Here is a 26,847-nt window from a genome sequence, read left to right as displayed (position 1 = left end):
TCAGCCGTCCGCGCCATCAGTCCGGAGCATGAACTCCAGTCCCTCCCCTGCGAGTTCACCGAGCCACTGCTCGGACCGGTCCGCCGTCCGCGCCGCCCGGTTCAGACCGGGCGGCAGGTCGCCGGCCAGGAGATGACGGACGCCGAGCGCGAGGGTGCGGGACACGCACCGTGCCATCGCGCTCTCCTCCTCGTCCCCCACCAGGTCCAGCAGGTACCTCCCGGACCAGGAGGGGCCCTCCCCCGCGCCGGCCGTCACCTCCAGGGACACCTCCAGCACCACCCGGTCGCGGTCGGCGTCCGTCGTCGGGTAGGTGGCGGCCAGCTCCCCCGCCAGGGCGGCGATGCGCGCGTCGTCGCCCGCCCTCAGCTCGGCGAACACCGGCTCCCAGGCCCGCAGCCAGCCGTCCAGGCGCAGGGTGCCGCGCACGAAGTCGACCGGCTTCCAGGCCGGCGGCAGCCCGTACTGCTCGATGAAGGGAACGCTGTCGCGGTTGGGATACACCTCGAAGGGCTCGCCGTCGACGACGTGCCGGCGGGTCGCCTCCCAGGGGCGGACGGCGACGGTCTCGGCGCCGCCCTCGATGTAACGGGCCGGTGAGCGGAGGGCGTTGAGGACGCCGAGGGGCGCCCAGCTGAAGCGGTAGCGGAAGTCGTCGGGAACGGCCGGGACGCCTCCGCAGTACGAGGTGAGGCGGTACGAGGCGGCGGTGTCGCCGCCGGTCGCCTCCCGGGCGCGGGCGACCAGGCTCAGGGCGAAGAGGTGGTCGATGCCCGGGTCGAGCCCGGCCTCGGTGAGGACGACGAGGCCGGCCTCCTCGGCCGCCGGCACCTGCTCCAGCACGGCGTCCGAGACATAGCTGGAGCAGGCGAAGTGGGCGCGCCGGGCCACACAGGCGGCGAGCAGCGGGGCGTGGTCGGGGGCGGGCAGCATCGACACCACGACGTCACCGGGCGCGAGTTCGGCCGTGAGCGCGTCGAGCGTGTACGCGCGGGGCGCGGCCCGTCCGGTCAGGCCCAGCCGGTCGAGCGCCTTCGCCGCGCGCTCCTTCGTGCGGTGCCACAGACGGACTTTGGCGGCGCGCTCGCACAGGGCCGCGAGGCCGCTGCCCGTGGACAGGCCCGCGCCGACCCAGTGGACGGTGCCGGTCGCGGGAACCAGGTCAGGCACGCCCCGGCCCTCCTTCGCCGAGACCGAGTTCACGGCGGGCCTGATCGAAGCGGTCCAGGCAGCGCGCCCACGCGCCGCCCCCGGGGAACTCCAGCAGCTGCGGCAGCAGCGCCGCCGAGAAGTCGGTGCTGGACTCGCGCGGCAGCAGCGACGGCAGGTTGTCGATGGCGATCAGATCCAGCGGGGGTTCCTTGCGCAGCCGGCGCACGGGGTCGGTCCACTCGGTCGTACGGTCGTAGACCGGCAGGACGTTGAGGGGGGAGCCGACGTCGCAGGTGACGTCGGAGAGGGTGCGCAGCCGGCGGGCCGGGTCGTCGAGGTCCTCCTCCCGGACGAACGGCGGCACCGGCGAGGTGGCCAGCACACAGTTGACCAGCACGTCGTGGCCGAGGAGGGCGCGGCGGTCCAGGTCCCGGGTCTCCGCGAGGTCCCAGCACGTCGGTCCGGCACCGGCCGTGGCGAACGCGGCCCGGGCGCCCCGGCCGCTGCGGCCGAGGGCGCCGACGACGAGGGCGGTGAACTCCTCGTCGCCCGGGGCGGGGCGCAGGGTCTCGTCCAGCTCGTCCCGGCCGGTGGGACGCAGGGGAGCGGTCAGCCGGCCCCGGTGCTGGAGCACCGCGAGGGCCGCGCCCAGGTAGCCCGCCCAGAAGCCGAACGCGGCGAGCCGGCGGCCCTGTTCGTCGACGAGGTACTCCAGGTCGAGGAGGGCCCCTCCCCCGGCGGCGAACCGGCGCAGCAGGGCGGCCGCGCCGGGCTGCCGCTTGTAGGCGTGCCCGAAGAAGATGTGGCGGTGCGTCAATTCGGCTGGCTCGTCCGGGAGTTCCTTCAGGCCGAGGACGACCGTCCCGGGCGGCGCCGACACCCAGGAGCCCGCGGGGGCGACGCGGGCGCCCACCGCCTCGTACTCCTCGACGGGGAAGATCCGCTGCGGGGACTCCTCCACGGTCAGGTCCAGGCCGGCCTCGACCAGGCGGCGGGCGTCGTCGGGGACGACCGGGGTGCGCCGTTCGGTGGTGCGGACCTCGTGGCGCAGCCACAGGTGCGGTGCCGTCATACCCGTCATACGCAGTTGACCTCCGGACGCGGGGCGTCGGCCGCGAACCGGCCGGCGCTCAGGGGGGTGACGTCCACGAAGGGTACGCGGCCCAGGTAGAGGTCGCGGACGACCTCGCCGACGGCCGGGCCCTGCAGGAAGCCGTGCCCGGAGAAACCGGTCGCATACAGAAAACGGGATACCGAATGCGCCTCGCCGATCAGCGCGTTGTGGTCCGGCGTGACCTCGTACAAGCCCGCCCAGCCGCCGGTGCGGCGCAGTTCGAGGATGTCGGGGGCGCGGTGTTCGAGGGCGGCGGCGAGACGGGGGATCCAGCGGTCGTGGGTGTCGGTGGCGAAACCGGGGCGCTCGTCGGGGTCGGACATGCCGACGAGCAGACCGGGGCCCTCGGCGTGGAAGTAGAGGGTGGTCCCGAAGTCGATGGTCATGGGGAGGTCCGGCGGGAGGTCCGTGACCGGTTCCGTGACCGCGATCTGCCGGCGCAGCGGCTGCACCGGCAGGTCCACGCCCACCATCGCGCCGACCGCCCGCGACCAGGCGCCGGCCGCGCAGATCACGGTGTCGGTGGTGACCCGGCCGATGGTGGTGGTGACGGCGGTGATGGTGTCCCCGCGGGTCTCGATGCCGGTCACCGCGGTGCGCCGCAGGATGCGCGCCCCGCACTCGCGGGCGGCGGCCGCGTACCCGTGGACGACCGCCTCGGGGGTGCAGTGGCCGTCGTCGGGCGAGAACGCGGCCGCGCGCAGGCCGTCGGTGGTGATCAGCGGGGAGAGGCGGCGGGCCTCGGCCGGGTCGATCATCCTGCTGGGGACGCCCAGGGCGTTCTGCAGGGCGACGCCGGCCTCGAAGGAGGCGACCTCCTCGGGTGTGGAGAGCAGGAAGAGATAGCCCACCCGGCGCAGTCCGATGTCCTGCCCGAAGTCCTGCCCGAACCGCCCGAACGCCTCCAGACTGCGCGCCCCGAGCTGGATGTTCAGCTCGTCGGAGAACTGGGCGCGCACCCCTCCCGCGGCCTTCGAGGTGGATCCGGCGGCGAGTTCGTCCCGTTCGAGGAGCAGGACGTCCCTCACCCCGGCCGCGGCCAGATGGTAGGCGATGCTGGTCCCGATCACTCCGCCGCCGATGACGACGACCGAGGCATGCGTGTTCATGCGAGCGGCTCCTCCCGATGCGGCGGCCCCGGCCCGGGTACCGGGGCCGGGGCTGTCACATGCCGTGACCGTCCTGATCCCTGCCCGCCGGGGAGCCCTGCTCACCCTCGGCCGGGACGGCGGTCCGCGGCGCGCTCAGGACCAGTGCGCGACCGCGTCCAGGTGGGGCAGCCGGTGGTCCATGCGCTCCCGCTTGGTGCGCAGGTACGTGATGTTGTTCTCGCAGGGCTCGATCAGCAGCGGCACCTCCTCGGCGACCTGGATGCCGTTGTCGACCAGCGCCTCGCGCTTGCGCGGGTTGTTCGACATCAGGCGCACCGACCGCACGCCCAGGTCGCGCAGGATGTCGGCGGCCACCTTGTAGTCGCGGGCGTCCACCGGGAAGCCCAGCGCCACGTTCGCCTCGACGGTGTCCAGGCCCTCCGCCTGCAGTGCCATCGCGCGCAGCTTGCCGAGCAGACCGATACCGCGCCCCTCGTGTCCGCGCAGGTAGACGACGATCCCGCTGCCCGCGGCGACGACGGCGCGCAGCGCCGACTCCAGCTGGTCGCCGCACTCGCAGTGCTGGGACCCGAACGCGTCGCCGGTCAGGCACTCCGAGTGCAGCCGGGTCAGCACGTCCTCGCTGCCGATCTCGCCGTACACCAGGGCGACTTGTTCGTCACCGCGGTCGTGGTCGAGGTAGCCGACCGCCTGGAATTTCCCGTACACGGTCGGCAGGGGGGCATTCACCACGCGTTCCACCCCGGTGCGCTGCGAGGTCTTCTTGCCGAGTACGCCAATTTTTTCTGTCATGATTCTGATTCCTAAGCGGAGACGAAAGGCCCTGTAAAGATGAGTGGTTCGGACATACGGACGGCGGCGACGGCGTACGGACTGGTTCCGGCGGACACCACCGAGGACGTCCGCGCCCGGGGGGCCGGCGCGGCGACACGGGTGGCGGTCCTGCCGGTCGGGAGCTTCGAACAGCACGGTCCGTACCTGCCTCTGGCCACCGACACGCTGGTCGCCTGTGCCATCGCCCGGGAGATCGCCGGGACGCACCCGGTGCACCTCCTTCCGCCGGTGACCATCGCCTGCTCGCACGAGCACGCGGCCTGGCCGGGGACCGTCAGCATCTCCTCCGTGACCCTTCACTCGGTGGTACGGGACATAGCGGCCTCGCTGCGCCGCTCGGGCGTCGAGGCCCTGGTGCTGGTCAACGGACACGGCGGGAACTACGTCCTGGGCAACGCGGTCCAGGAGTCCTCCGCCCGCGGTGAGCGGATGGCGCTCTTCCCGGCCCCGGAGGACTGGGAGGCGGCACGGGAACGGTCCGGGGTGGAGACCTCACTCCTCACCGACATGCACGCCGGGGAAATCGAGACCTCGATCCTGCTGCACGCCCACCCCGAACTGGTCCGGCCCGGTTACGAGTCCGCCGATTTCGTCGCGGACGACCGTCGCCATCTGCTCACGCTGGGAATGTCCGCCTATACCGATTCGGGCGTCATCGGCCGTCCTTCCCTGGGGTCCGCGGAAAAGGGGAAGGAACTGCTGGCGAGCCTGGCGGATTCCTTCGGGGCGTATTTCGCATTGCTGACCTCGGCGGGCTCCGGGGCACCCGCCCGGGGTGCCTCGACGCCCGCCCTGGGAACCGGGACGCCCGCGCTGGGAGCCGGGACGCCCTCGGCCGGGGCCGAGGCGGCCGGCTCCGAGTAGTCCGCGCCGGATCCGGGGGCGGCCGCCGCGGCCGCCCCGCTCGTCCCGGTCGCACCGGCCCGTACGGAGGCGTACCAGCGGACGACGAGGACGACCGCCCCGGGCAGCGCGGCCACGAAGCTCAGCACCCCGTACACCACCGCCGCCGTCAGGCCGGTGCTCGCGCCGAGTCCGGCCGCGCCGAACGCCCAGGCGGTGACGCCCTCGCGGGGGCCCCAGCCGCCGACGTTCAGCGGCACGCCCATGGCGAGCAGGGCGAGCATCGCGATCGGCAGCAGGGTGAGCACGGAGGCGGTGGAGCCGGCGACCCGGGCGGACACGACGAACATCGCCACGTATCCGGCCAGCACGACCACCGACGACAGGGCGACGCCGGGCCCGTTGCTCCGGGACAGCAGCCCCTCGCGCGCCTCGGCCAGCGTCTTCCTCACCCGTCCGCCGGGACGCCGGGCGGAGGAGTTCATGCGCAGCGCGAGGACGACGGCGAGCGCGCCCGCCCCGGCCGGCACGACCAGCGGGGCGAGGGCGCGCATCTCGTCCCTGACCGGGGACGGCAGCACCAGCAGGACCGTCACGCCCGCGCCGGCCAGCGCGAGCTGGCCCGCCGTGCGCTCCAGGACGACCGCCCGCACACCGCGCCCGACGTCACCGGCGCTCTGCCCGTGCCGCACGGCGCGGTGCACGTCGCCGAGGATCCCGCCGGGCAGGGCCGCGTTGAGGAACAGCGCCCGGTAGTAGTCGGCGACGGCCGCGCCGAGCGGCAGCCGGATCCGCAGCCCGCGCGCGACCAGCGCCCAACGCCAGGCGCTGAACACGGTGGTGACCGCGCCGATCCCCACTCCGGTCAGCAGGGTCGGCGCGTCGATCCGCCGCAGCCCGTCGAGGAAGACGCCGGTGCCCATCCGCCACAGCAGCACCGCGAGGATGACGATCCCTGCGACGGTCCCGAAGTGGGTGCGCAGGGCGCGGGAGGTGAGCAGCCGGCGCCGGGCGGGCGGTGTGCGGTGCGCCTCGGTGACGACGACGCCGATGCGGTCCCCGGACACGGCGGGCCCGGTCCGGGCCACCGACGGGGCGCGGGACGGCCGCCGGACGGCCGGTGCGCCCGCCCCCCACACCACGGGCGCGGCCGGCTCGGCCCGTGCGCTCACCGTCTCGGCGCTCATCAGGCCCCGCCCGTCGGCCGGGCCAGCGCCAGCAGGTCGCTGTGGTGGACGGTGACCCGCAGCTCGCCCGCCTGGCAGGCGGCGAGGCGGCCGGCGAGGTAGGCCTCGGCCCGCTCGGCCAGTGCGGGGCGCTGCTCGACGGCCGCGCCGACCCAGCCGCGCAGCCACTGGGCGGTCAGTGCGGCGCTCTCGGGTCCGAGCCGCCAGGGGCTCGGGTGGACCTTGACGGTGGCGCCGTGGGCGGCGAACGCCTCGCACGCGACGGTCACCGCCTCGGGGCCGAGGAGGCCGCCGCGCCGCTGGTGGTCGTTGAACGCGGCGGCGATCTCCTCGTCCAGCGGGTCCGGCGTGCCGAAGTCGACGCGGCCGGCGACGGAGAGCGTCAGCAGCGCCGGGCAGCCCGCGCCCGCGCAGGCGGCGGCGAGCGTCTCGACCTCCTCGCGGGTGAGGACGTCGAGCAGCGCGGAGGCGGTGACCAGCGAGGCGCCGGCCAGGGCGTCCGGGGTGAGCCGGGCGACGTCGCCGCGCCGGGTCTCGACGGTGACCCGGCTGCCGTCGGCGGCCGCGCGCGGGGAGGCGACGGCGGCGAAGTGCAGCAGGTAGGGGTCGCGGTCGTGCAGGATCCAGTGCTGGCCGCCGTCCAGGCGGGGCGCCAGCCAGCGGCCCATCGAGCCGGTGCCGCAGCCGAGGTCGTGGACGGCCAGACCGCCGGGGCGGCCGGGCAGGTTGGCGAGCCGGATCCGCAGCGGGTCCAGCAGGTCCACGGCCCGGGCGGCCGCGTCGGCGGGCTCCCGCAGCTGCAGCCACTCGGGCGCGTAGCGGGGCTGGTCCTCGGGACCCGCGTCCCGCAGCCGTACGGTGGGCCGCTCGCCGGGGCGGGTGACGGGGCCGGCACCCTCGATGACGGCGTCGCCGCCGACGCCGGAAGCATCCGTGATCACGGTCTCTGTCATGGGTTCGGCCTCCTTGGGGCCCGGCTGGGCCGGTATGCGGCCGATCTGGCGGGCCACGTCCGCCGGGGTCGCCGTCGTCTTCCTCATGCCGCCCTCCGGGGTTCGCTGGGAAGCCGGCCCAGGACGCCGGCCAGGCTCTGGGCGGTGGACGCCCAGCCGTTCAGGGCGGCCCGGCGGCTGCGCGCGGCGGCCTTCAGCCGGCGCCGGACGTCCGCCTCGCCGAACCAGCCGCGCAGTTCGGCGGCGAGGGCGGCCGGGTTCTCCGGCGGGACGAGAATGCCGGGCATCCCGCCGTCGGGGGCGCGGCCGACCGCCTCGGGCAGCCCGCCGACGTCCGTCGCCAGCACCGGGATGCCGCGGGCGAGGGCCTCGGTGACCGCCATGCCGTACGTCTCGGCGTAGGAGGTGAGGACCATCAGGTCGGCGGAGGCGTAGGCGGCGTCGAGTTCGGCGCCCGTCTTCGGTCCGGCCAGTTCCAGCCGGTCCTCGAGGCCGTAGTCGCGGATGAGACCGCGCAGATGGGCGACGTACTCCGGGTCCTGGCCCAGGCCGCCCACGCACACACAGCTCCACCGCAGGTCGGTCACCGCGGCCAGCGCCTCCACCAGCCGGTGCTGGCCCTTGCGCGGGGTCACGGCGGCCACGCACAGCAGCCGGGAGACGCCGTCGGTGCCGGAGGCGAGGGGCGCGATGTCGGCGCCGGGAGCGGCGCAGTGCACCTTCTCCGGGGCCAGGCCGTGGTGGGAGACGAGCCGGCGCACCGCCCAGTCGCTGGTGGCGATCACGGCGGGCACGGCCCGCAGCACGGTCCGTTCCCTGGCGTCGAGGTCGGCGGCCACCAGCGGTTCGAGCCCCGTCTCGTCGCCCAGCGGGAGGTGGACGAGGACCGCGAGCCGCAGCCGCTCCGCCTCCGGGACGACGACCTCCGGGACGCCGCAGGCGACCAGCCCGTCGAGCAGGACGACGGTGCCGTCCGGGAACTCGGCCAGGGTGCGCGCCAGTTCGGTGCGGGCCGCCGCCTCCGGGCGCGGCCAGGAGCCGTTCAGCAGGTGCTTGTGGACCTGCCAGCCGAAACCGGGCAGGTCCAGGCAGACCCGCCGGTCGTAGGCGTTGCCGCCGCTGGGGTTCGCCGGGTCGTCGACACCGCCCGGCATGACGAAGTGCACGGAGCGCAGGGACATGGGGATGATGTCGCCCATCTTGGGAACGGCCGTCTGTGCGGGCACGTAGACGAGCGGGGCCTTCTCCAGGGTCACGTCGGTCACAGCGCACGCTCGTAACTCGCCCAGGCGATGTGCGACTCGTGCAGGGTGACGGAGAGCGAGGCGATACCCCGGGCGCCGTCGCCGAGCGCGCCCTTGTGGATCCGCTCGGCGAGCCGGTCCGCGACGACCTTGGCCAGGAACTCGGTGGAGGTGTTGACCCCGGCGAAATCGGGCTCGTTGTCCAGGTTGCGGTAGTTCAGCTCGCTGACCACGGCCCCGAGTTCCCGGGTGGCCAGTCCGATGTCGACGACGATGTTGTCGTCGTCCAGCTGCTCGCGGCGGAACGTGGCGTCCACCAGGAACGTCGCTCCGTGCAGGCGCTGCGCGGGTCCGAAGACCTCGCCGCGGAAGCTGTGGGCGATCATGATGTGATCGCGGACGGTGACACTGAACAACGGACGACCCTCCAGGTGCGGCGCGTCTGGTCCCCCGGCCGTTGACCGCCGGGGGATGCCGTGTAGTACGGCTCTTCGCTTCCCCTTGTTCAGCCGGATCTCACTCTTTTCTCAGGTCAGGCGCTCTTGCTGGTACCCGACGGGTACGTGACGCGGTGACAGAGCGCGGGGATCTCCCCCGACGCGAGCCTCGGCATCACCTCGGGCAGCTCCTCGAAGGCGCTTTCTCCGGTGACGAGCGCGTCGAGCGCCGGGTCGGCGAGCAGGTCGAGGGCGAGCGCCAGCCGGTCGGCGTAGTCGCGGTTCGGACGGGCCGGGGAGACGGTGCCGACCTGGCTGCTGCGGATGACCAGGCGGCGGGAGTGGAACGCCTCGCCGAGCGGGAGGGACACCTGCCGGTCGCCGTACCAGCTCAGTTCGACGACGGTGCCCTCGGCGGTCAGCAGTTCCAGGGAGCGGGTGAGGCCCGCCTCGGTGGCGCTGGCGTGCACGACGAGGTCGCAGCCGCCGAGCGCGTCCTGCGGCAGCGCGAAGTCCACGCCGAGCGCCTTCGCGGTCTTCGCCCGGGCGGGATCGGCGTCCACCAACTGGACGCGCACACCGGGGAAGCGGGCCAGCAGCGCGGCGACCGAGCAGCCGACCATGCCGCCGCCGACCACCGCGATCCGGTCGCCGATCAACGGCTTCGCGTCCCAGAGCGCGTTGACGGCGGTCTCCACGGTGCCGGCGAGCACGGCCCGTTCGGCGGGCACGGACTCCGGTACGACCGTCACGGCCGAGGCGGGCACGACATACCGCGTCTGATGCGGGTACAGGCAGAACACGGTCCGCCCGACGAGCCGCGCCGGCCCCTCCTCCACCAGCCCCACGTTGAGGTAGCCGTACTTCACGGGCGCCGGGAAGTCGCCTTCCTGGAAGGGCGCCCGCATGACGGCGTGCTGGCTCCCGGGCACCCCGCCCCGGAAGACGAGGGTCTCCGTGCCGCGGCTGACCCCGGAGTACAGCGAGCGGACGACGACCTCGCCCTCGGCCGGGTCCGGCAGGGCGACGTCGCGTATCTCGCCCTGGCCCGGAGAGTTGAGCCAGAACGCGCGTCCGGTGCGGTTCATCGGCATCCTCCTGAACGATCTGGAACTGGTGCACGTACCGAGGTGTGCACAGGTCGCGCACAGTACGCGGCACTGATCATCTCTGTCACCTGGCCGGAGGAATGTGCGGTGGCCCTGAACAACACTTACGACGCAAGGCTGGTCCAGCAGGAGACCGCTGTGGGAGCGGGCGTTCAGATCCTGTTGCTGGCCCTGCTCGGCTCGGCGATCGGCATGGGGCCGGCGGGCTGGGTGACCGGTCTCGTCTTCGCCGTCGCCACCTGGGCGGTGCTCTCCCGGGCGCTGCACCGCTCCGGGCTGCGCTCCTTCGGTCCGGCCAACCGGGTGACCCTCGGCCGCGCGACGCTGGTCGGCGGGGTGACCGCCCTCGTCGCGGACTCCTTCGCCAGCACCCCGCCGGTGACCCTGCTGGTCGGGCTCACCGCGGTGGCCCTGATCCTCGACGGCGTCGACGGCAAGGTCGCCCGCCGCACCGGCACCTCGACGGCGCTGGGGGCCCGCTTCGACATGGAGGTCGACGCGTTCCTGATCCTCGTCCTCAGCGTGTACGTCTCGATGGCGCTGGGTCCGTGGGTGCTGCTGATCGGCGCCATGCGCTACGGCTTCGTCGCCGCCGCCCGCGTCGCCCCCTGGCTCAACGCCCCGCTCCCGCCGAGCATGGCCCGCAAGACGGTCGCCGCGCTCCAGGGCGTCTGCCTGCTGGTCGCGGGTGCCGATCTGCTGCCCTACGCGGCCAACTTCGGCATCATGCTGCTGGCCCTCGGCTCCCTGCTCTGGTCGTTCGGGCGGGACGTGCTGTGGCTGTGGCGCACCTCGCGGACGCGCTCGGGTCTCCCGGCGGAACAGCGGGTGCTGGAGCTCGCGTAACGCCCCGAGGAGACTCCCGCCGTTCGGAAGTCCGCCGCCACCCACGGGAAAGGGCCCGCGCCGTCACGGACGGTCCGGGCCCTTCCGTATGCCCCGGCCTACGGCACGCGCCGCCACGTGTGTGGTGACGGCGGGTCCGGCGGAGGTGCCGTTCGCGGTATCGCGGTACTACGGCGAGGCCGGCGCCGGTCTTCAGGCGCCGCTCCCACGACAGTGCCGACCGAGCTCCTGCGACCGCTCGGCGCGCTCTACGACCGTGTCGGCACCGGTCCCACGACGGGTCGGCCGCGCCGCTCCTCCGACCCCGGCGGCCGCGTTCCCACGCCCCTGCCGGCACCTGCCCTACGGCGCGTCGGCGCCTCTCCTGCGACCGTCCGTACCGACCGCGCTTCTACGCCCCTGCCGGCACCGGTCCCACGGCGGCTCGGCGCCGCTCCTCCGACCCCAGCGCTCACGTTCCCACCCCCGTGACGGCACCGGACCCACGACGGCGTCGGCCGCGCCGCTCCTCCGGCCCCGGCGGCCGCGTTCCCACGGCCCTGTCGGCCGCGTCGCCGCGGCGGGGCGGGTCGGTGGCCGCGCGGGCCGGTGTTCGTGGTTCAGGCCTTCTGCGGGCGGTGGGGCAGCAGGGTGATCGCGGCGACCGGTACGGCGGCCAGCAGCAGCCAGGGCACGGCCGGGGGCAGGCCGGTGTCGAGGAGGGTGCCGGTGGCCGCGCTGCCGAGCAGCACGATCAGCCCGGAGACCGAGGACAGTGCCCCGGTGTACAGGCCGAGCCGGCCGTCCTCGGCGAGGTCGGGCACCCAGGCGCGGGCGGCGGGCGCGACCAGCATCTGGCCGAGGGTGAGCAGGACGACGAACCCGGCGGCGGGCAGCAGCCCGGCCGTCCCGGTCCACCCGACGGGCAGGGCGGCGGCCACCATCGCGAATCCGCCGGCGATCAGCGCCAGCCCGGCCGCCGTCGCGCGGCGCGGGCCGAGCCGCTCCCCCACCCCGCGGGTGACGGGCAGCTGGACGGTCACCACCAGCAGCGACGACAGCGCGAACAGCCAGGCCAGCGGGGCCTGCGAACCCGCCGCGCGCTCCACCTCGGCGGGCAGGGCGAGGTAGAGCTGGTTGTAGGCGAGGAGGTGGGCGCCGTACACGCAGCACAGGGCGAGGAAGCGGCGGTTGCGCAGCAACGGCCCCATCCCGCCCCGGATCCGGACGAGCCGGCGGCCGGGGATGTGCCGTGGCAGCAGCCACGCGTGGGCCGCGAGCACGAGGACGAAGACGCCGGCCCCGGCCAGGCACACCGTGCGGAAGCCGACCGACAGCAGCAGCGCGCCCACCAGCGGTCCGACGAACGCCCCGGCCTGTCCGGCGACCGTGAACAGCGCCAGCACCCGGGTCCGCGAGCCGCCGCCCGCCTCCTCGTGCGCGACGGCCTGCCGGGCCACCTCCGACTCGACCGCCGGCGAGAAGAGCGCGGCCGCGAACCCGGTCAGCAGCACCGCGCCGGTCACCGCCCAGGCCTGCTCGGCGTACCCGAGCCAGCCGAACCCGGCGATCCTGAGCGCGCAGCCCGTGAGGACGACGGGCCGCACACCGTACCGGTCGGCCAGGGCCCCGCCGACCAGGAACAGCCCCTGCTGGCTGAAGGTCCGCAGCCCCAGCACGAACCCGACGAGCCATCCGGCCATGCCGACCGCGCCGCCCAGATGCCCGCCGAGGAAGGGCAGCACCGCGAAGAAGCCGATGTTGAAGGCGAGTTGGGTGAGGACGAGCAGCCGGAGGAGAGGAGAGAGCCGGACCTCACCCGGTGAACTCCGCCGCAGGGAGAGGGCCGTCGTCATGCGTCCGCCAACACGACGGCGCGGAGGGCCACTTGTCCGGCCTGGCGCCGCGTCCGTCGCAGTGCCCCGGTCGCCGTGACCGCGAGGGCGCCCAGGAGGGCGAGCACGGCGGCGGGGGCGAGGACGGCCCAGGGGGCGCGTTCGGCGTAGGGCTGGTTCTCGGCGAGCAGCAGGCCCCACTCGGGGGACGGCGGCTGGGCGCCGAGTCCGAGGAAGCCGAGCGAGGCGAGGGCGAGGGCGACACCGGGCAGCCGCAGGAGGGCGTGCCGGGTGACGGCCGGCAGGACGGCCGGCAGCAGTTCGCTCCTCAGCAGGTACCAGCGGCCGGCTCCCAGGGCGCGGGTGGCGGCCAGGTGCAGGGTGGCCCGCTCCTGAAGCAGCAGGGCGGAGGTGTGCGCGGCGAGCGGCGTCCAGGCCACGGCGGCCACCGCGAGCAGGGGGGTCGTGCTCCCGCTGCCCCAGAGCGCGGTGACGAGAAGGGCGGCCAGGACGGGTGGTACGGCGTTGACGGTGTCGACGAGCGGCCCGGACAGCCGGGGCAGCAGGCCGAGCAGCGTCCCGGCGGTCAGGGCGAGCACGCTGATGGCGAGGGCGAGCAGAAGGGTGTCGAGGGCGCCGTGGGCGACGCGGGCGAGCATGTCCCGGCCGAGGGCGTCGGTGCCGAAGGGGTGGGCGGCGGAGGGGGGTTGGAGGCGGGTGGCGGTGTCGAGGGCCAGGGGGTCGCGGGGGAGGCCGAGGGCGATGACGGCGACCAGCGAAAGACTGTATGCAGGAGCCAGGATCCTGTGGGCGGTCGGCGGCGTCCCGTGGACGGTGGGCGTGGGCCCGTGGAGTGTGTGCAGCGCGCCGTCGCGCAGCGCGGGACCGATCAGCCGTCGGGCGGCGAGCCGGGCCACGGCCGTGGTGACGGCGGCGAGAGCGACGAGTGCGAGCGTGCCGGCCTGGAGGACGGGGAGGTCCTGGGCGAGCGCGGCCTGCAGGGTGGTGCGGCCGAGACCCGGGATGTCGAAGATCTGCTCGACGGCGACCGACCCGCCGGTCAGCCCCACGGCGAACAGCCCGAGATTGGGCAGGAGTCCGGGGACGCAGCGGCGCAGCGCCTGGCGGGCGATGCTCCGGCCGGGCAGTCCCCGCGCGGCGGCCGCCGTCGCCCAGGGCTCGGCGAAGGCTGCGGGCAGCCGGTCGTCGAGGAGACGCCCGAGCACGGCTCCGGCGGGCAGACCGAGGGCGAGCGCGGGCAGGACGGTCCACCGGGGCCCGTACCAGCCGAGGGCGGGCAGCCATCCCCACTGCACGCCGACGACGGTGGCGAGGACGGACGCGGTGAGGAACTCGGGCAGCGCGGCGAGCACGGCGGAGCCCGAGCCGCCCGGGGGCCGCCCGTCCAGGCGCCGGCGGGCGCCGAGACACAGGGTGCGGGCGCACACCACGGCGGCCGTGCCGCCGGCGACGACGAGGGACACCGCCATGAGCAGCAGGGACACCCCCAGCGCCTGCGCGACGGCGGGCGCGACCTCGGTGCCGGAGATCCAGGACCGTCCGGCGTCCCCGTGCGGCAGCCCGCCGAGCCACCGCCCGAGGAGCCGCAACGGCCCTTCGTCGAGGTGGAGTTGGGCGCGGATGCCGGCCAGCACCTCCGGGGAGGGTGCGCGGTCGGCGTTGCGGGCCTTGAGGACGGTGAGCGCCGGATCGGTGTGCGAGAGCCAGGGCAGCAGCCCGATCCCGCACACCAGTGCCGCGGCGAGTCCGGCACGCCACAGCAGCGTGCCCACCCTGGTGGCCATGCGGCTCAGCGCCGGGTGCCGGCACCGACGAGGGTGCGCTCGTACGGGTCGAGCAGCACCCCGCGGACGTCGGCGGCCACACCGGTGACGACGCGCTGGTGGACCAGCGGGACGACGGCGTCGGTGCCGAGGACGGCGGCCTCGGCGGTCAGGGCGGCTTCCTGGCGTTCGCCGGTCCCGGCGGTGCCCTGTGCCGCCGCGACGGCCCGGTCGACCGCCTTGTCGCACAGCAGCGCCAGGTTGTAGCCGCCGTCGCAGGTGAAGTCGCCGGCGAGGAGGGAGACCGGGTCTCCGGTGTCGAGGAGGCTGTTGCGGGCGCCGACGAACGCGTCGAACTTCCCGGCCAGCGCGTCGCTCTCCAGCCGCGCGTACTCGCGCACCTCCAGCTTCACCGTGAATCCGGCCTTCTCCAGCTGCTGCTTCACCACCTGGGCGGCTTCGGGGAGTTCGGGCCGGTTGTCGTAGGTGGCGAGGGTGAGCGAGGCGCCGTCGGGGTTCCCGGGCTTCGCGCGCCCGGCGGGCCGGGCCCGCTTGCCGTCGGCCCAGGTGACGGCGGGACCGTAGAGGCCTGCTCCGGCGTCGGCGTGTCCCTCGTACACGCCCTCGGCGAGCGCGGCGGTGTCGACGGCGGCGCGGGCGGCGGCCCGCAGGGCCGGGTCCGCGAAGACGTCCGACCGGGTGTTGAGGAACAGGCTGGTGGTGCGGGTGGTGGCGGTCTCGCGGCGGGTGTCCGCGTCGAGGGTGGCGGCCTGGGCCACGGGTATCGCCTCGGCGAGGTCGACCTGGCCGGTGCGCAGGGCGTTCGCGCGGGCGGTGCCGTCGGCGATGAAGCGGGCGTCGATGCCCGGGGCGTGGGCGCGGCCGCCCCAGTGGTCGTCGAACCGGTCGAGGCCGGCGGCGGTGGTGCCGGTGACCTCGGTGAGTTCGAAGGGCCCGGTGGCGGTCCCGACCGGGTCGACGGCGCCCTTCTCCTCGTAGGCCCCGGGGGCGAGGACGGCGAGGGAGGGGCCGGCCAGACGCAGGGGCAGGACGGCGTCGGGGGCGGTGGTGGTGATCCGTACGCCCGTGGTGCCCGCCGCCTTCGCCGTGAGGGTGACGCCCGAGAGCGCGGCGGGGACGGGCTCGGCGCGGGTGGCGCGGGTGAGGGCGTTGACCACGGCGGCCGGCGTGACGGCCGTGCCGTCCTGGAAGACGGCCTCGCGCAGGGTGAACAGCCAGGTCCGGTCGTCCTCGCGCCGCCAGGACGCGGCGAGCGCGGGCGTGGCGGCGCCGTTGGCGTCGAGGGCGGTCAGGCCCTCGGTGACGCCGAGGCGGCTGAGGATCGTGGCGTCGGCGCCGTACGGGGAGAGGTTCTCGGCGGGCGGGAAGGCGAGGGCGACGCGCAGCCGCGAACCGTCCTCGCCGTCGGCCGCCCCGCCGCCCGCGCCGGTGGAGGCGAAGCAGCCGGCGAGGAACGGGGTGAGCAGGAGCGCGGCGAAGCGACGCGGGCGGCGGGGAAGGCGCATGGGGAGTTCCGACCTAGGGGGTGAGAAAGGACAGGGCTGATGGGGTGAGGGCGGGCAGGGGGACCTCGAAGTGGACGACCCCCTGGCCGCCGCCGGGGTCCTCGCGCTCGTCGTGCACGACCTGGCCGAGCGACCGCCAGAAGCCCTCGGCCCCCTCCACGGCGGGGTCGGTGTGCAGGTAGACGGAGCGGTATCCGCCGTCTGCGGCCGCGAAGGCGAGGAGGCCGGCGACCAGGTGCCGGGCGAGCCCGCGCCGGCGGTGCCCGGGCCGCACGTACACCCGGCGCAGTTGCGCGGTCTCCCCGGACGGGAAGCGTTCGGCGACGTGTCTCGGGTTCGGCGGATGCGCGGGGCCGCGGCAGTCCAGCGCGGCGGTGGCGACGACCTCGCCGTCGACGCCGTCCAGCGCCACCAGCAGGGTGTGGCGGGGCGGGGCGAGATAGGCGGCGGCCAGGTCGATGATGTCGCCGTGCCAGCGAGGTACGTACCCGGTGCCGAAGTCGCGGTAGACGGTGTCGAGCATGACGGCACGGGCGCCGTCGAGGTCGTCACGGCCTGCGGGCCTGATGCAGTAGTCACGCACCTGCACATCCTATGCAGTAAGACCCCGCACATGATCACTTCATCCGCTCCCGCACCCATCCCCCGCCTCCCGCCCTTGACTTGACAGAGATCATCACCGAGCCCTAAACCTAGCAACATGACATTCATTTTCAAAAATGAGGGGCGATAGGTGCGCATCGCGTTCGTCGGCAAGGGCGGCAGCGGCAAGACCACCCTGTCGGCTCTGTTCTCCCGCGAGCTGGCGCGGTCCGGCGCGCCGGTGCTGGCCGTCGACGGCGACATCAACCAGCACCTGGCCGAGGCGCTCGACCCCGGGGGCGGCGCGTTCACCGCTCCGCCCCTGGCCGCCCATTTGGGCGAGATCAAGGACCTCCTGCGCGGCGGAAATCCGCGGATCGCCTCCCGCGAGGCGATGATCAAGACCACTCCGCCGGGCCGTGGTTCACGGCTGCTGCGTCCGCTGGGCGACGACGAGCTGCACGCACGTCACGTCCAACGGGTGGGCGGTGTACCGCTGATGGTCACCGGTGAGTTCGACGAGAGCGACCTGGGGGTGGCCTGCTACCACTCCAAGCTGAGTGCCGTCGAGCTCTACCTCGGGCATCTCGTCGACGGCCCCGGCGAGTACGTGGTCGTCGACATGACCGCCGGCGCCGACGCCTTCGCCTCCGGACTGTTCACCCGCTTCGACATGACGTTCCTGGTGGCCGAACCCACCCGCAAGGGCGTCTCCGTCTACCGCCAGTACCGCGACCACGCCCGCGAGTTCGGCATCCCGCTCGCCGTGGTCGGCAACAAGGTCACCGGAGAGGACGATCTCCTCTTCCTCAAGGAGCAGGTGGGTGACGACCTCCTCACCCACCTGGTCCACTCCCCCTGGGTGCGCTCCGCCGAACGGGGCACGCCACAGGGCGAGTTGGAGGCCGCCAACCGCCACGCCCTCGCCGTCCTGCGCGAGACGGCCGACGCCCGCGTGCGGGACTGGCCCACGCTCCACCGCCACGCCGTCGAGTTCCACCTGCGCAACGCCCGCGCCTGGGCGGACGCGGCGACGGGCCAGGACCTGGCGGCCCAGGTGGACCCGGACTTCGTCCCCGGCCCCGCGTCCCTGCCCTGACACCCCCGCACGTCCCCACCCCTCCCCTCCCCCTCCCCTTCCCTCCCCAGAACAGGACACCCATGTCTCTCGACGTCTCCCCGAAGCTCCTCGCCGAGGCCGAAGCCGGTGACATCCGCGAGGCGGACTTCGTGGACACCGTCCGCACCTCCCTCCCGTACGCCTACGACCTGGTCGCATCCCTCGCCGCCCGCCTCCACGCGGGCATCGGCGAGTTCGCCGACAACCAGACCCCTCCCCCGTCCGAGCAGGAACGCGGCCAGCTGCTGCGCGCCCTCGCCAGCGACGCGATCCGCGGCAGCCTGGAACGCCACTTCGGCGTGACCCTCGCCTTCCAGAACTGCCACCGGGTCGCCGCCTTCCGTCCGGGCGCGCGGGACGGCGCGACGTACGCACGGTTCACGTCGACGCGGGCGCAGGTGCTGAACCAGTCGGCGGAACTGCGGGACTGCTGACGCGAACGTCCAGTGCCCCTTCGTCTGCTCGGGCGCAGCGGCGTCCGAGCAGACGGATCAGGTCCGGCTGCCTCCCTGCACCGGGCAGAAGACCTGTGGTGTTGGTTCAAGACCGGCCCGGGTGAAGAGGCGTGCTTCCCGAGCCGGGTCAGGGCCGGCAACCGCACGTGGCGTCACTGATCTTCTGACGGCTGACGAAGTCGAAAGCCAGGGAGGACTGGGTGGCGAGGAGGGCGGCGACCAGGGGCGGGGCGACGCGGGGGAGCATCAGAGGGTAGGTGTGGCCCACTGCTGCCAGTGGGAGGAAGGCAGGAATCGCTGTGCGCTCGTCAGTTGTCCTAGACCTCGGCGATATGGGCGAGCCGTTCCGTTGGGACGAGACGCGACGTGCCCCACTACGCTCCGAGTTGGACGCGTACTTCTTCCACCTGTACGGCATCTCCGCCGATGACACCGACTACATTTTGGAGACCTTCCAGTCGGAGTCGGGTGGTTTGAAGAACAACGAGATCGCCAAGTACGGCGAGTACCGCACCAAGCGGCTCGTACTCACGGAGTACAACCGCATGGCCACCGCCGGCCTCACCCTGGAGAACCCGCTCGTGGACGGCGAGAACTACACCTCCACCCTCACCCCGCCCCGGGCCACGGCCCCCGCCACCCCGCCTGACAACTCGTCCCAGAGACAGGAGCGCCACGGACCATGAGTAACCCGCAGTACCCGCAGCAGCCCGATCAGCTGCCCTCGGACTACGAGCTCGACGCATGGCGTGACATCCAGCAGTTCAAGGGCCGCCCGCTGTCGCAAGGGATGAAAAACGCCGGCGAGTACGTGGCCAATGGCGCCGCGAAGTTCGGCAAGCGGGCCGCCCAGCAACTGGAGAACCACCCGCGGGCCAAGTCGGCGGTTTCACGGGGACAGCAGTTCGTCGCCAAGGGCGCTCAGAAAGTCGGCGCCGGAACGCGCAAAGCAGCCGACGCCCTGCCGGACTGGAGCGGCGCTGCCCTTCAGTCCATACAGAAGACGCTGGCGCGGGCCTCGCGAGCCGGCCTCTCCCCCAAACGTGTGGTGGCGCTCCACACCAAGCGCGGGCACGACGTCGAGTCCTTGCGTGACGTGCGCCGCCTCGACCTCGAACAGGTCGACGCGGTCCGCGGACGGGCGGCAAGCTGGTACTTCCCCGCCGCCGCAGCGCTCTCGGGAGCGAGTGCGGGACTTGTGATCTCTGGAGGAGAGCTCGTCATCGCCGCCTCCGCCGGCGCCGCGGCAGCCCCTTCGGGAGGCGCGATCACCGGTGCCTTCGTCGCCGATGCCGCAGTCGTCCTCGGACTCGCGTCCCGTGCCGTCGGTCAGGTCTCGCTGTTCTACGGCTACGACCCCGAGAAGCCCGCCGAGAAGCTCTTCGTGATGTCTGTCGTCAACGTCGGAACGGCAAGCTCGGTCGCCGCCAAGAACCGTGCGATGTCCGACGTCTCGCGGCTCACCCAGGCACTCTTCCGCGGCAAGACGTGGGAGGTCCTGAACGAGGCGCTTGTCACCAAGGTCTCGCAGCAGTTCGCGAAGGCGTTCGGGTTCCGTCTCACCAAGAAGGGACTCGGGAAGGCCGTACCCGCGTTCGGAATCGTCGTTGGAAGCACCCTCAACTGGGTCACTCTGGAAGGGATCGTCGACGCCGCCGAGATGGCGTACCGACGGCGGTTCCTCCTGGAGAAGTACCCGCATCTCGCCGACGAGGAGGCAGACGGATCGTTCCCCGACATCAGCTCGGACGGCTCGGATGTCCCTGACGACACCGACGAGGAGATCAGTGTGCTCGGTGAGATAGTCGAGGCGGGCGGACCCGACCTCCACTGACGCGGTGCTCCGGCGGTGAACGTGTCCACGCCACCGCCGGGACGAACGCGGCTCAGGTTCCCGCCGCGAACCCCACGAATCGCGACCACTCCTCACGCCCGACGGCGAAGTGAGGGCGCGTCACATCCTTGGAGTCCCGGACGCAGACGGCCTGTTCGGTGAGGGCGACCTCAACGCAGTCGTCGCCCTGGCTACCGCTGAAGCTGGACTTGAACCACGCCAGTTCCGTCGTGCTCATAGCTCTCCTCGGAGTCGCTCCAACAGACCCCGCGAGTCCTTGGCATTCAGGGCCTGCGAGCGCAGTGTGTCATAGCGCTGACAGAGAAGGCTCACCTCTTTCGGGTCGGAGATCAGACGGCCGTTCTGCTGCCCCTCGGAGTACCCGAGCCGCTGCCCTTTCGGCGTCTCCAACAGCCGCACAGGACCATCCTGGCACGCATGCAACCCCGCCTCCAACGGCACAACCTGCAACGTCACATTGCGTGGCGCACTCAGCTCCAACACGCGGTCGAGCATGCCCCGCATCTGCTCCGCGTCCCCGAACCGCCGCCGGAACACATGCTCCTCGACGATGAAGCTGAAGGGCGTCGTAGGCCGCTCGAACAGCATCCGCTGCCGCTCCATCCGCTTGGCCATGAAGCTCTCCAACTGCTCGTCCGGCGTCACCGGCACGGTCCCCTCGAACACCGCCCGCGCATACGCCTCCGACTGCAACAACCCCGGCACCAGCCTGCACTCGTACGTACACAGACTCACCGCCTCCCGCTCCAGCCGGGCCCACTGCCGGAACCACGCCGCCAGCCCCACATCACCCCTCCCCCGCGTCACGTACCGGGAGCCCTTCCGCAGCGCCCCCGTGTTGCCCAGCACCTCGTCCGCCCGCTCCACGAACGCCGCATCAGGCATCCGCCGCCCCAACTCCACCGACTCCACGGTGTGTTTGGAGAACCGGACCAGATCCGCGAACTCGGCCCTGCTGTACCCCGCGTGCTCACGCAGCGCCTGCTGCACGGCGCCCCACGTCCGCAGGCTGTCCGAGGGGTCGGGCTCCCGGTCCGCCTCGCCGCCCGTCAGGTCGTCGTCGTTCCCCATGCCGCCGTCGGTCATCCGCGGCCACCTCCGTCTCGCGCACTCCTCGTGGCCCCCACGCCCCGACGGCACCCAGCGTGACGGACAGACCACCGTACCGTCCACAGAATGTCCCCGTACGCTGACGCAGCGTACGGGATCGACGTCCCTCGAACCCCCTCGAACACCCACCACGATGGCCTCATGAACGCCCCCGCGCCTCAACGCCCCGCCACCGTCCTCACGTTCGTCCAGCCGCTGTCCGCCACGCGACGCGCGGCCCGGCTGGCCCGCCTCCTCGCCACCCGGCAGCTCGAGGTCTGGCCGATGTCACCCGGCGTCACCGAACGTGCCGAACAGATCGTGGCCGAACTCGCGTCCAACGCGGTCCTTCACGGTCGCGCCCCGGGGCGCGACTTCCGCCTCACCCTCACCCTTCACCCGGCGGCCGGCGTCCTCCGTGTCGCCGTCACCGACGCCCGCGCGGACCGGTTCCCGCTCATGCCGGGAGACGTACTGCCCCTCCCCGACGCGGAGTCGGGTCGCGGGCTCCTCCTGGTCACCGCTCTCGCCGACCGTTGGGGAATGGACCTCTCCACCCCTCCCCTGAAGACGGTCTGGGCGGAACTCGACGGCCGCCCTCCCTCCTCCCACGATGACCATTGATCGCGCAAAGTCCCCAGTTCAGTGCCGCCCGGCACTCCTGAAGCGCTATGGTCACGACGTATGCACCGGTGAGCCAACGCGGACCCGGCGCACGAGTGACCGACGGGGGCAGCGGTGACCGACACGACGCCTGGCGCGGACGACGTCCGTGGCCTCTTCGACGACTTCGGGGCCTTCCGGACCCCGACCGCCGACGACTTCACGGACGTACTGACAGGCGGCCTCGTCGCCCCGGACGCCAATGTCCTGCTGAACCTCTACCGGTACACGGAACAGGCACGGACCGACCTCCTGGCTTCACCCGTCCGGTCAAACGCATCACCGGCCGGCTCCGTCGGCTCGGCAAGATTCCCGAGTCGGCCGTCCCGGTTCTGAAGACCCGGTACGAGCCGGGCGAGATGAAAACCTCCGGATTCTCCGACGACCCCCTTCTCGTACCCTTGATCAACGAGCTGGGCGTACGGACCCTACTGCGGGCGCTCGCACAACGAGGTGGACGCCGCCGGGCATGCCCTCCGCATCTCCTGCCGCACCGAGGGCGAGACCCGCGAGGTGTACGTCGGCACGCAGTACCCGGACAACAGCCTCGCGTGGTCGGCCCTCACCGAGTGCCGCCTGTCGGACGAGGGGATCGTCACGCCCCGCCTCGCCGCCGAACCGCCCACGAGCGGCACCCCCGTTCCCGCCCTTCCGCCCGTGGCCTTCCCGCTGGCTCCAGGCACCGTCGCCTTCACCGCGGCGACCGAACTCCCGGCACCGCACCCCGGCCTGTACCGTGCCGCCGTACGCCTCTACGAAGCCGACCTCCAGCCGATCGGCTCGGTCGTCGTCCGGGCCCGGATCGCCCTGCCGCACGCCCACCCCGCCCCTCCTCCTCACCAACTGCACGTCATCTACTCCTCCGCCCACCTGCTGCCGCTCACCGAAGCGGCCCCCTCCGGGCCCGCCTGGCTCATCCGCGCCGACGGCGCCCGCCCCTGCCCCAGCAGACCGACTCCCGCTGGCCGGACCTGCGCCCCGGATCTCCGCCGCCCGAGCCGCCCCCACCAACCCCCGCGCCGACCGAACCGGCCGCCTCGACGCCCCGCCCGCTCCCCCTCGGTGAGGCCGAGACGATCCACGTCTTCCGCACACGGCTCGGCGTCGTCGCCCGCGCCCGCGGCCTCATCAACTGGGAGACGCTCGTCAGCCACGCGGGGGCGGCAGCCGGCGACATCACTTCGGAGGAACGTGTCCGCCTGCTCATCGCGGTGGACCACCCCCGAGCCGACGGCAAGCCCGTGCTGTCGGCCCTCGTCAAACCCGCCCTCGCCCCGGACGGGCCCGCCCCGTACTTCGCCGAGGTCCTCGCCGGCCTCGGCTGGAGATCCGACCTGTCCGAGCCGAAGGTGGCGGAGATCTGGGAACGCGAGCGAGCGACCGCCTACTCCCTCGCCCACGTCCAGGCGGCCCCCGCACGGGAGCGGCCCTCGGCCGGCCTGCCAGTGGCCGGGGCCGGAACCGCTGCGACGCTGAACGAGGCGCGGCTCGTGGCCCGGTTCCGCGAGCATCTGGAACTCGTCGCCAAGGGACACGGCGTCATCAAGTGGTCGACCCTGCTCAAGAAGCAGCGCATCTCGCCGTCCACGCTGTCGGACCGGGACCGTGTTCGACTGCTGGCCGCTGTGGACAGGGCTTACGTTCCCGGCCGGCGGATGTTGTCAGCCCTGGTGAAGGCGGACGGCCAGACCCTGGGCCCGGCCCCGTTCTTCGGCGCCGTGCTGGCCGAGCTGGGCTGGAAGCCCGACGCTGCCGTCCCGACCGTGGAGGCGGCCTGGCGGGCCGCCGTGGACCGCGCCTACGCGCGCGGCACACGAGCCGTACCCACTGCCGGCAGCGCTCCCGCCGAGCGCCCCACCGAGGAGAACCGCGTGCGCTGGTCCAAGCTCGGGACCACCAAGAAAGCCGTGGTCGTGGCCGCCGGCGGGCACTGATCGACGCCGCCCGGCGACAGGTCTGCGTGGGCTGGCACATACTCGCCGCCGCCGCTGGGCTCAAGCCGGCGGACCTCACCGACCGGGCCAGGGAAGAGATCCTCGTGGCGGTGGACAGCCCGCCCACCTACGGGGTGTTGCTCTCCTCCCTCGTGGTCGCCTCCGAGCACACACCCGTGCCGTACTTCGACGCCATCCTCAAACGCCTCGGACGACCCCACGGCCTGCGCCCCATCGAGCTGGGCCAGCTCCGGAAGACGGAACAGGCCCGAGCGTTCGCGGCATACAGCGCTGCCGCCGGCACTACCGACGGCCCGAAGGAACGAACATGAGACCGAAGGGCGGACACGGTCCACCAGGGCGCCGGAGGTCCTCGTCAGGATCGGCGAGTCTCCGGAGGAATCCCACCGATCCCCGACGGCCGAGGTGGTCGGGACGTTCCGGTGTGTTGCGGGACCGGCAGACGGGGCGGGCGCGGTGCGGCAGACGGCGCACGCCCACCCGGCCACCCCGCGGGAAGTACGGGCTTCCTGCTGAGCACCGAGTACAGCCGGACTTCCGGTTCCGCGGTGTACGGGCGCGGTGAGGGCCGGCGCCGGCCAACGGCTGAGACCCTCCACCCCTTGCGTCAGTAGTCGGTGAGATCCACGGTCACATCGCAGTGTGGATCGTCGGAAGGCTGATGCAGATGCTCGTTCGCCAGGAACGCCGGGGAAACCAGAGAGCCGAGCAGGCCAGGGCCTGTATGGCTGATCAGCACGTCCACACCGTAGGTGCGGTCCCGCTCAGGTGAACGGAAATAGAGGCGCATGCGGTCGTCGCCCGTGATGACCGCGCCGATGAACAGCGGCTTCCACGACACGTGCGTGGTGACGAAGGATCGCACGAGATCGAGCAGACGACCTGCGGCCGCCTGCTCGGTGCCTGGTTCGGAAGGATTCACATCTTGGCCCATGCCGGACACTTGTTCCCCGGTTGGTTGTGGCAGTACGCCGTGATGACGCCGATCTTCTGACCGCGACCGGCATCATAGTTGCCATCCGTAGTCTTGCGTGTGTACTGCACGACCACTGTGAACTTCACCTGCCGCGGCCTGGGGCCTGTCTCGATCACGACCCCGTCGTACTCCAGGTGCCCGTGGTGGTCGTCCCGGTCCACATGGTCCCGTAGGGCCGCATCCAGGGAAGAGCACTTCTTGATGTTGTGGCGGCCGGTGAAGTGGTGCCAGCCCAGTTCCGAGTTCCCGTAGCGAGTGACGATGTGCCTGCCTTCCGGATCGTCCGACTGGCACTTGACCCGCTTGTCCCACGGGTGCGGTATCACGGGCATCGGAGCGGCATGGGCCGTTCCCGACATCAGAGAAGCGGAGAACACCGTCGCGGCAGCGAGTGTCGTGATCTTCTTCATGAACGCGATCGCATCATCACGCGCCAGATGATCAACAGACACCTATGGGACTAAAACGAGGCTGAGTAGAGGCTGCTCCTCTCCGGGGTCGCGAGCGCTCGGAACGCGGCCCCGTATCGGCGTTGGTCGGCGATGTCCATCTGCGGGACGCGGGCGCCCTTGCCGTCGAGGCGGAAAGCGCCGCTGGCGCTGGTGGAACGGCGGGTGTTCGCCGTGCTGCGCAAGAACCCCTGCGGGAAGTCGGTGTCGAGCTGATCGCTGACCGAGACGGGCTGAGGATCGCCGTACTCGACGAGCCCGGCGCGCGCGAGGTCGGCGACGCTGATGGAGGGTCCGTCGAGGGAGCCGGGTCCCTCGCCTGCGGTGAGCGCCGGCAGCAGCTCGGCCAGTGACCGCAGGCGTCCGTCAGGCGGCCTTCGCCACCCCCTCCCGGTGCCTGCGGATGATGTCCGCGTAGTGGCGTCCGGAGCCCTTGATCGTGCGGGCCTGGGTGCGGTAGTCGACGTGGACCAGTCCGAACCGCTTGGCGTAGCCGTACGCCCACTCGAAGTTGTCCAGCAGCGACCAGGCGAAGTACCCGGCCAGCGGGGCCCCCTTGCGTGCGGCGGAGGCGCAGGCCGCGAGGTGTCCGGTCAGGTAGGCCTGCCGCTCGGGGTCGTCGACGGTGCCGTCGGGGCGGACCACGTCCGGGTAGGCGGAACCGTTCTCCGTGACGTACAGGCGGCGGGCGCCGTACTCGTCGGTCAGGCGCAGCAGCAGCGTCTCGATGCCGCCCGGGTCGACCTCCCAGTCCATGCCGGTGCGCGGGACGCCCTCGCGGCGTACGGAACGGGCGTACGGGGCGGGCCCCTCGGGGTCGTCGGCGACGGTCGCCGGGAAGTAGTAGTTCAGGCCCAGCCAGTCGAGGGGCGCTGCGATCGTCTCCGGATCACCGGGCCGTTCGGGGAGTTCGACGCCGTAGACCTCCCGCATGTCGGCCGGGAAGCCGCGGCCGTGCACCGGGTCGAGCCACCAGCGGTTGGTGTGGCCGTCCGCGCGGCGGGCGGCGGCGAGGTCCTCGGGGCGGTCGGAGGCGGGGTGGACGGTGGACAGGTTGTTGACGATGCCGACCTCGGCGCCGGGGGCCGCCGCGCGGATCGCCTGTGCGGCGAGACCGTGGCCGAGGAGCAGGTGGTACGAGGCGCGGACGGCGGCCGTCAGGTCGGTCAGGCCGGGGGCCATGGTGCCTTCGAGGTGGCCGATCCACGCCGAGCACAGGGGCTCGTTGAGGGTGGTCCAGTGGGTGACCCGGTCGCCGAGCCGTTCGGCGACGGCCGAGGCGTACGCGGCGAAGTGCTCGGCCGTGGCCCGCTCGGGCCAGCCGCCCCGGTCCTGCAGCACCTGCGGCAGGTCCCAGTGGTAGAGGGTGACGGACGGGGTGATGCCGGCCGCCAGCAGGGCGTCCACCAACTCGTCGTAGAAGGCGAGGCCCTTGGGGTTCACCGGGCCGTCGCCGCCCGGCATCACCCGCGGCCAGGCGACCGACATGCGGTAGGCGTTGGTGCCCAGCCGGCGCATCAGGCCGATGTCCTCGCGCCAGCGGTGGTAGTGGTCGCAGGCGATGTCGCCGTGGTCGTCGCCGGCCGTCTTTCCGGGGGTGTGCGAGAAGGTGTCCCAGATCGACGGGGAACGGCCGTCCTCCGCCACGGCTCCCTCGATCTGGTAGGCCGAGGTGGCCGTGCCCCACAGGAAGTCGTCCGGAAGTGCGGCGAGGTCGATGGTCACGGAAGTCCCTTCACGGTCACGGA

General features: G+C 73.0%; 26 protein-coding genes and 3 pseudogenes. 10 read left to right on the top strand and 19 right to left on the bottom strand.

Annotated elements, in window-relative coordinates; all coding sequences use genetic code 11:
• From ACFY2L_RS07945 to ribA, 4 genes are all read right to left on the bottom strand, one after another.
• Positions 1 to 1,170 (bottom strand): saccharopine dehydrogenase family protein, encoded by a 1,170-nt coding sequence (locus ACFY2L_RS07945; protein WP_390821801.1) that lies wholly within the window; start codon positions 1,168 to 1,170, stop codon positions 1 to 3.
• A complete protein-coding gene (locus tag ACFY2L_RS07940) occupies positions 1,163 to 2,224 on the bottom strand; it encodes a saccharopine dehydrogenase (protein ID WP_390822392.1) in 1,062 nt (353 codons plus the stop codon). The genes ACFY2L_RS07945 and ACFY2L_RS07940 overlap by 8 nt, the downstream gene beginning before the upstream one ends.
• Before the next feature lie 5 nt (positions 2,225 to 2,229).
• The gene (locus ACFY2L_RS07935; protein ID WP_390658655.1) at positions 2,230 to 3,375 is read right to left on the bottom strand and encodes an NAD(P)/FAD-dependent oxidoreductase; all 1,146 of its coding nucleotides are present in this window, start codon (positions 3,373 to 3,375) and stop codon (positions 2,230 to 2,232) included.
• Between the two features lie 135 nt (positions 3,376 to 3,510).
• Positions 3,511 to 4,170 (bottom strand): GTP cyclohydrolase II, encoded by a 660-nt coding sequence (gene ribA, locus ACFY2L_RS07930; protein WP_390658656.1) that lies wholly within the window; start codon positions 4,168 to 4,170, stop codon positions 3,511 to 3,513.
• A 39-nt stretch (positions 4,171 to 4,209) separates the two neighbouring features.
• Here ribA and ACFY2L_RS07925 point away from each other — a divergent pair, with 39 nt between their 5' ends.
• The gene (locus ACFY2L_RS07925) at positions 4,210 to 5,076 is read left to right on the top strand and encodes a creatininase family protein (protein WP_390821800.1); all 867 of its coding nucleotides are present in this window, start codon (positions 4,210 to 4,212) and stop codon (positions 5,074 to 5,076) included.
• Positions 5,077 to 5,186: 110 nt separating this feature from the next.
• Here the strand turns inward: ACFY2L_RS07925 and ACFY2L_RS07920 are convergent.
• The 5 genes and pseudogenes from ACFY2L_RS07920 to ACFY2L_RS07900 all read right to left on the bottom strand — a co-directional run.
• Positions 5,187 to 6,242 (bottom strand): annotated as a pseudogene (locus ACFY2L_RS07920) (YbhN family protein); the annotation flags it as partial.
• Positions 6,242 to 7,282 carry a class I SAM-dependent methyltransferase gene (locus ACFY2L_RS07915; RefSeq protein WP_390658658.1) on the bottom strand — a complete coding sequence of 347 codons (1,041 nt, stop codon included), beginning with the start codon at positions 7,280 to 7,282 and terminating at the stop codon, positions 6,242 to 6,244. The gene ACFY2L_RS07915 and the pseudogene ACFY2L_RS07920, both read right to left, overlap by 1 nt.
• The gene (locus tag ACFY2L_RS07910; protein ID WP_390821799.1) at positions 7,279 to 8,460 is read right to left on the bottom strand and encodes a glycosyltransferase family 4 protein; all 1,182 of its coding nucleotides are present in this window, start codon (positions 8,458 to 8,460) and stop codon (positions 7,279 to 7,281) included. The genes ACFY2L_RS07915 and ACFY2L_RS07910 overlap by 4 nt, the downstream gene beginning before the upstream one ends.
• Entirely contained in the window at positions 8,457 to 8,855 is a 399-nt protein-coding gene (locus ACFY2L_RS07905) for a 6-pyruvoyl tetrahydropterin synthase family protein (RefSeq protein ID WP_390821798.1), read from the bottom strand. The genes ACFY2L_RS07910 and ACFY2L_RS07905 overlap by 4 nt, the downstream gene beginning before the upstream one ends.
• 116 nt (positions 8,856 to 8,971) lie before the next feature.
• Entirely contained in the window at positions 8,972 to 9,964 is a 993-nt protein-coding gene (locus ACFY2L_RS07900) for a zinc-binding alcohol dehydrogenase (protein WP_390821797.1), read from the bottom strand.
• A 108-nt stretch (positions 9,965 to 10,072) separates the two neighbouring features.
• Between ACFY2L_RS07900 and ACFY2L_RS07895 the strand changes: the two genes are divergently transcribed.
• Positions 10,073 to 10,831, top strand: coding sequence for a CDP-alcohol phosphatidyltransferase family protein (locus ACFY2L_RS07895; protein WP_390658662.1), 759 nt, complete (start codon positions 10,073 to 10,075; stop codon positions 10,829 to 10,831).
• A 599-nt stretch (positions 10,832 to 11,430) separates the two neighbouring features.
• Here the strand turns inward: ACFY2L_RS07895 and ACFY2L_RS07890 are convergent.
• The 4 genes from ACFY2L_RS07890 to ACFY2L_RS07875 are packed head-to-tail and all read right to left on the bottom strand — an operon-like array spanning position 11,431 to position 16,538.
• Complete coding sequence (locus ACFY2L_RS07890) at positions 11,431 to 12,666, bottom strand: MDR family MFS transporter (RefSeq protein WP_390821796.1); 1,236 nt, start codon at positions 12,664 to 12,666, stop codon at positions 11,431 to 11,433.
• The gene (locus ACFY2L_RS07885) at positions 12,663 to 14,450 is read right to left on the bottom strand and encodes an ABC transporter permease subunit (RefSeq protein WP_390821795.1); all 1,788 of its coding nucleotides are present in this window, start codon (positions 14,448 to 14,450) and stop codon (positions 12,663 to 12,665) included. Before ACFY2L_RS07885 ends, ACFY2L_RS07890 begins: the two co-directional genes overlap by 4 nt.
• A gap of 5 nt (positions 14,451 to 14,455) precedes the next feature.
• Positions 14,456 to 15,955 carry an ABC transporter substrate-binding protein gene (locus ACFY2L_RS07880; protein ID WP_390821794.1) on the bottom strand — a complete coding sequence of 500 codons (1,500 nt, stop codon included), beginning with the start codon at positions 15,953 to 15,955 and terminating at the stop codon, positions 14,456 to 14,458.
• A gap of 13 nt (positions 15,956 to 15,968) precedes the next feature.
• Positions 15,969 to 16,538 carry a GNAT family N-acetyltransferase gene (locus ACFY2L_RS07875; RefSeq protein ID WP_390658666.1) on the bottom strand — a complete coding sequence of 190 codons (570 nt, stop codon included), beginning with the start codon at positions 16,536 to 16,538 and terminating at the stop codon, positions 15,969 to 15,971.
• A gap of 150 nt (positions 16,539 to 16,688) precedes the next feature.
• Between ACFY2L_RS07875 and ACFY2L_RS07870 the strand changes: the two genes are divergently transcribed.
• From ACFY2L_RS07870 to ACFY2L_RS07855, 4 genes and pseudogenes are all read left to right on the top strand, one after another.
• The gene (locus ACFY2L_RS07870; RefSeq protein WP_390821793.1) at positions 16,689 to 17,636 is read left to right on the top strand and encodes an ATP-binding protein; all 948 of its coding nucleotides are present in this window, start codon (positions 16,689 to 16,691) and stop codon (positions 17,634 to 17,636) included.
• Positions 17,637 to 17,698: 62 nt separating this feature from the next.
• Positions 17,699 to 18,091, top strand: a complete 393-nt coding sequence (locus ACFY2L_RS07865; protein ID WP_390658668.1) for an SCO5389 family protein — start codon at positions 17,699 to 17,701, stop codon at positions 18,089 to 18,091.
• A 341-nt stretch (positions 18,092 to 18,432) separates the two neighbouring features.
• Positions 18,433 to 18,761, top strand: a pseudogene (locus tag ACFY2L_RS07860) (hypothetical protein); the annotation flags it as partial.
• 33 nt (positions 18,762 to 18,794) lie between these two features.
• Positions 18,795 to 19,946, top strand: coding sequence for an EcsC family protein (locus ACFY2L_RS07855; RefSeq protein ID WP_390821792.1), 1,152 nt, complete (start codon positions 18,795 to 18,797; stop codon positions 19,944 to 19,946).
• Positions 19,947 to 19,998: 52 nt separating this feature from the next.
• On the opposite strand, the gene ACFY2L_RS07850 is transcribed toward ACFY2L_RS07855, so the two are convergent.
• Both ACFY2L_RS07850 and ACFY2L_RS07845 read right to left on the bottom strand, forming a co-directional pair.
• Positions 19,999 to 20,184, bottom strand: a complete 186-nt coding sequence (locus ACFY2L_RS07850) for a DUF397 domain-containing protein (protein WP_390821791.1) — start codon at positions 20,182 to 20,184, stop codon at positions 19,999 to 20,001.
• Positions 20,181 to 21,053: a helix-turn-helix domain-containing protein gene (locus ACFY2L_RS07845; RefSeq protein ID WP_390821790.1), complete on the bottom strand. Its 873-nt coding sequence runs from the start codon at positions 21,051 to 21,053 to the stop codon at positions 20,181 to 20,183. Before ACFY2L_RS07845 ends, ACFY2L_RS07850 begins: the two co-directional genes overlap by 4 nt.
• Before the next feature lie 165 nt (positions 21,054 to 21,218).
• Here ACFY2L_RS07845 and ACFY2L_RS07840 point away from each other — a divergent pair, with 165 nt between their 5' ends.
• The 4 genes from ACFY2L_RS07840 (at position 21,219) to ACFY2L_RS07825 (ending at position 23,985) form a co-directional block, all read left to right on the top strand.
• Complete coding sequence (locus ACFY2L_RS07840) at positions 21,219 to 21,680, top strand: ATP-binding protein (protein ID WP_390821789.1); 462 nt, start codon at positions 21,219 to 21,221, stop codon at positions 21,678 to 21,680.
• Positions 21,681 to 21,794: 114 nt separating this feature from the next.
• Complete coding sequence (locus ACFY2L_RS07835; RefSeq protein WP_390821788.1) at positions 21,795 to 22,055, top strand: PIN-like domain-containing protein; 261 nt, start codon at positions 21,795 to 21,797, stop codon at positions 22,053 to 22,055.
• Between the two features lie 875 nt (positions 22,056 to 22,930).
• Positions 22,931 to 23,653, top strand: a complete 723-nt coding sequence (locus ACFY2L_RS07830; protein ID WP_390821787.1) for a hypothetical protein — start codon at positions 22,931 to 22,933, stop codon at positions 23,651 to 23,653.
• A gap of 26 nt (positions 23,654 to 23,679) precedes the next feature.
• On the top strand, positions 23,680 to 23,985 hold the full coding sequence (locus ACFY2L_RS07825) for a hypothetical protein (RefSeq protein ID WP_390821786.1): 306 nt from the start codon (positions 23,680 to 23,682) through the stop codon (positions 23,983 to 23,985).
• Positions 23,986 to 24,281: 296 nt separating this feature from the next.
• Here ACFY2L_RS07825 and ACFY2L_RS07820 read toward each other — a convergent pair whose 3' ends face one another.
• The 4 genes and pseudogenes from ACFY2L_RS07820 to ACFY2L_RS07805 form a co-directional block, all read right to left on the bottom strand.
• Positions 24,282 to 24,617, bottom strand: a complete 336-nt coding sequence (locus tag ACFY2L_RS07820) for a hypothetical protein (RefSeq protein ID WP_390821785.1) — start codon at positions 24,615 to 24,617, stop codon at positions 24,282 to 24,284.
• Complete coding sequence (locus ACFY2L_RS07815) at positions 24,593 to 25,102, bottom strand: hypothetical protein (RefSeq protein ID WP_390821784.1); 510 nt, start codon at positions 25,100 to 25,102, stop codon at positions 24,593 to 24,595. The genes ACFY2L_RS07820 and ACFY2L_RS07815 overlap by 25 nt, the downstream gene beginning before the upstream one ends.
• Before the next feature lie 50 nt (positions 25,103 to 25,152).
• Positions 25,153 to 25,461: pseudogene (locus ACFY2L_RS07810) on the bottom strand (SAM-dependent methyltransferase); the annotation flags it as partial.
• Positions 25,462 to 25,465: 4 nt separating this feature from the next.
• The gene (locus ACFY2L_RS07805; RefSeq protein ID WP_390821783.1) at positions 25,466 to 26,824 is read right to left on the bottom strand and encodes a GH1 family beta-glucosidase; all 1,359 of its coding nucleotides are present in this window, start codon (positions 26,822 to 26,824) and stop codon (positions 25,466 to 25,468) included.
• Positions 26,825 to 26,847 lie beyond the last annotated feature (23 nt).

This window comes from Streptomyces sp. NPDC001381, assembly GCF_042895685.1.
In the GTDB taxonomy this organism is placed as follows: domain Bacteria; phylum Actinomycetota; class Actinomycetes; order Streptomycetales; family Streptomycetaceae; genus Streptomyces.
This window is presented reverse-complemented; position numbering and strand designations above follow the sequence as displayed.

Coding starts and splice junctions, on each gene's coding strand:
- ACFY2L_RS07940 (WP_390822392.1), bottom strand. CDS start 2,224: ATGACGGCACCGCACCTGTGGCTGCGCCACGAGGTCCGCACCACCGAA.
- ACFY2L_RS07935 (WP_390658655.1), bottom strand. CDS start 3,375: ATGAACACGCATGCCTCGGTCGTCGTCATCGGCGGCGGAGTGATCGGG.
- ribA (WP_390658656.1), bottom strand. CDS start 4,170: ATGACAGAAAAAATTGGCGTACTCGGCAAGAAGACCTCGCAGCGCACC.
- ACFY2L_RS07925 (WP_390821800.1), top strand. CDS start 4,210: ATGAGTGGTTCGGACATACGGACGGCGGCGACGGCGTACGGACTGGTT.
- ACFY2L_RS07915 (WP_390658658.1), bottom strand. CDS start 7,282: ATGAGGAAGACGACGGCGACCCCGGCGGACGTGGCCCGCCAGATCGGC.
- ACFY2L_RS07900 (WP_390821797.1), bottom strand. CDS start 9,964: ATGAACCGCACCGGACGCGCGTTCTGGCTCAACTCTCCGGGCCAGGGC.
- ACFY2L_RS07890 (WP_390821796.1), bottom strand. CDS start 12,666: ATGACGACGGCCCTCTCCCTGCGGCGGAGTTCACCGGGTGAGGTCCGG.
- ACFY2L_RS07885 (WP_390821795.1), bottom strand. CDS start 14,450: ATGGCCACCAGGGTGGGCACGCTGCTGTGGCGTGCCGGACTCGCCGCG.
- ACFY2L_RS07880 (WP_390821794.1), bottom strand. CDS start 15,955: ATGCGCCTTCCCCGCCGCCCGCGTCGCTTCGCCGCGCTCCTGCTCACC.
- ACFY2L_RS07865 (WP_390658668.1), top strand. CDS start 17,699: ATGTCTCTCGACGTCTCCCCGAAGCTCCTCGCCGAGGCCGAAGCCGGT.
- ACFY2L_RS07855 (WP_390821792.1), top strand. CDS start 18,795: ATGAGTAACCCGCAGTACCCGCAGCAGCCCGATCAGCTGCCCTCGGAC.
- ACFY2L_RS07850 (WP_390821791.1), bottom strand. CDS start 20,184: ATGAGCACGACGGAACTGGCGTGGTTCAAGTCCAGCTTCAGCGGTAGC.
- ACFY2L_RS07845 (WP_390821790.1), bottom strand. CDS start 21,053: ATGACCGACGGCGGCATGGGGAACGACGACGACCTGACGGGCGGCGAG.
- ACFY2L_RS07840 (WP_390821789.1), top strand. CDS start 21,219: ATGAACGCCCCCGCGCCTCAACGCCCCGCCACCGTCCTCACGTTCGTC.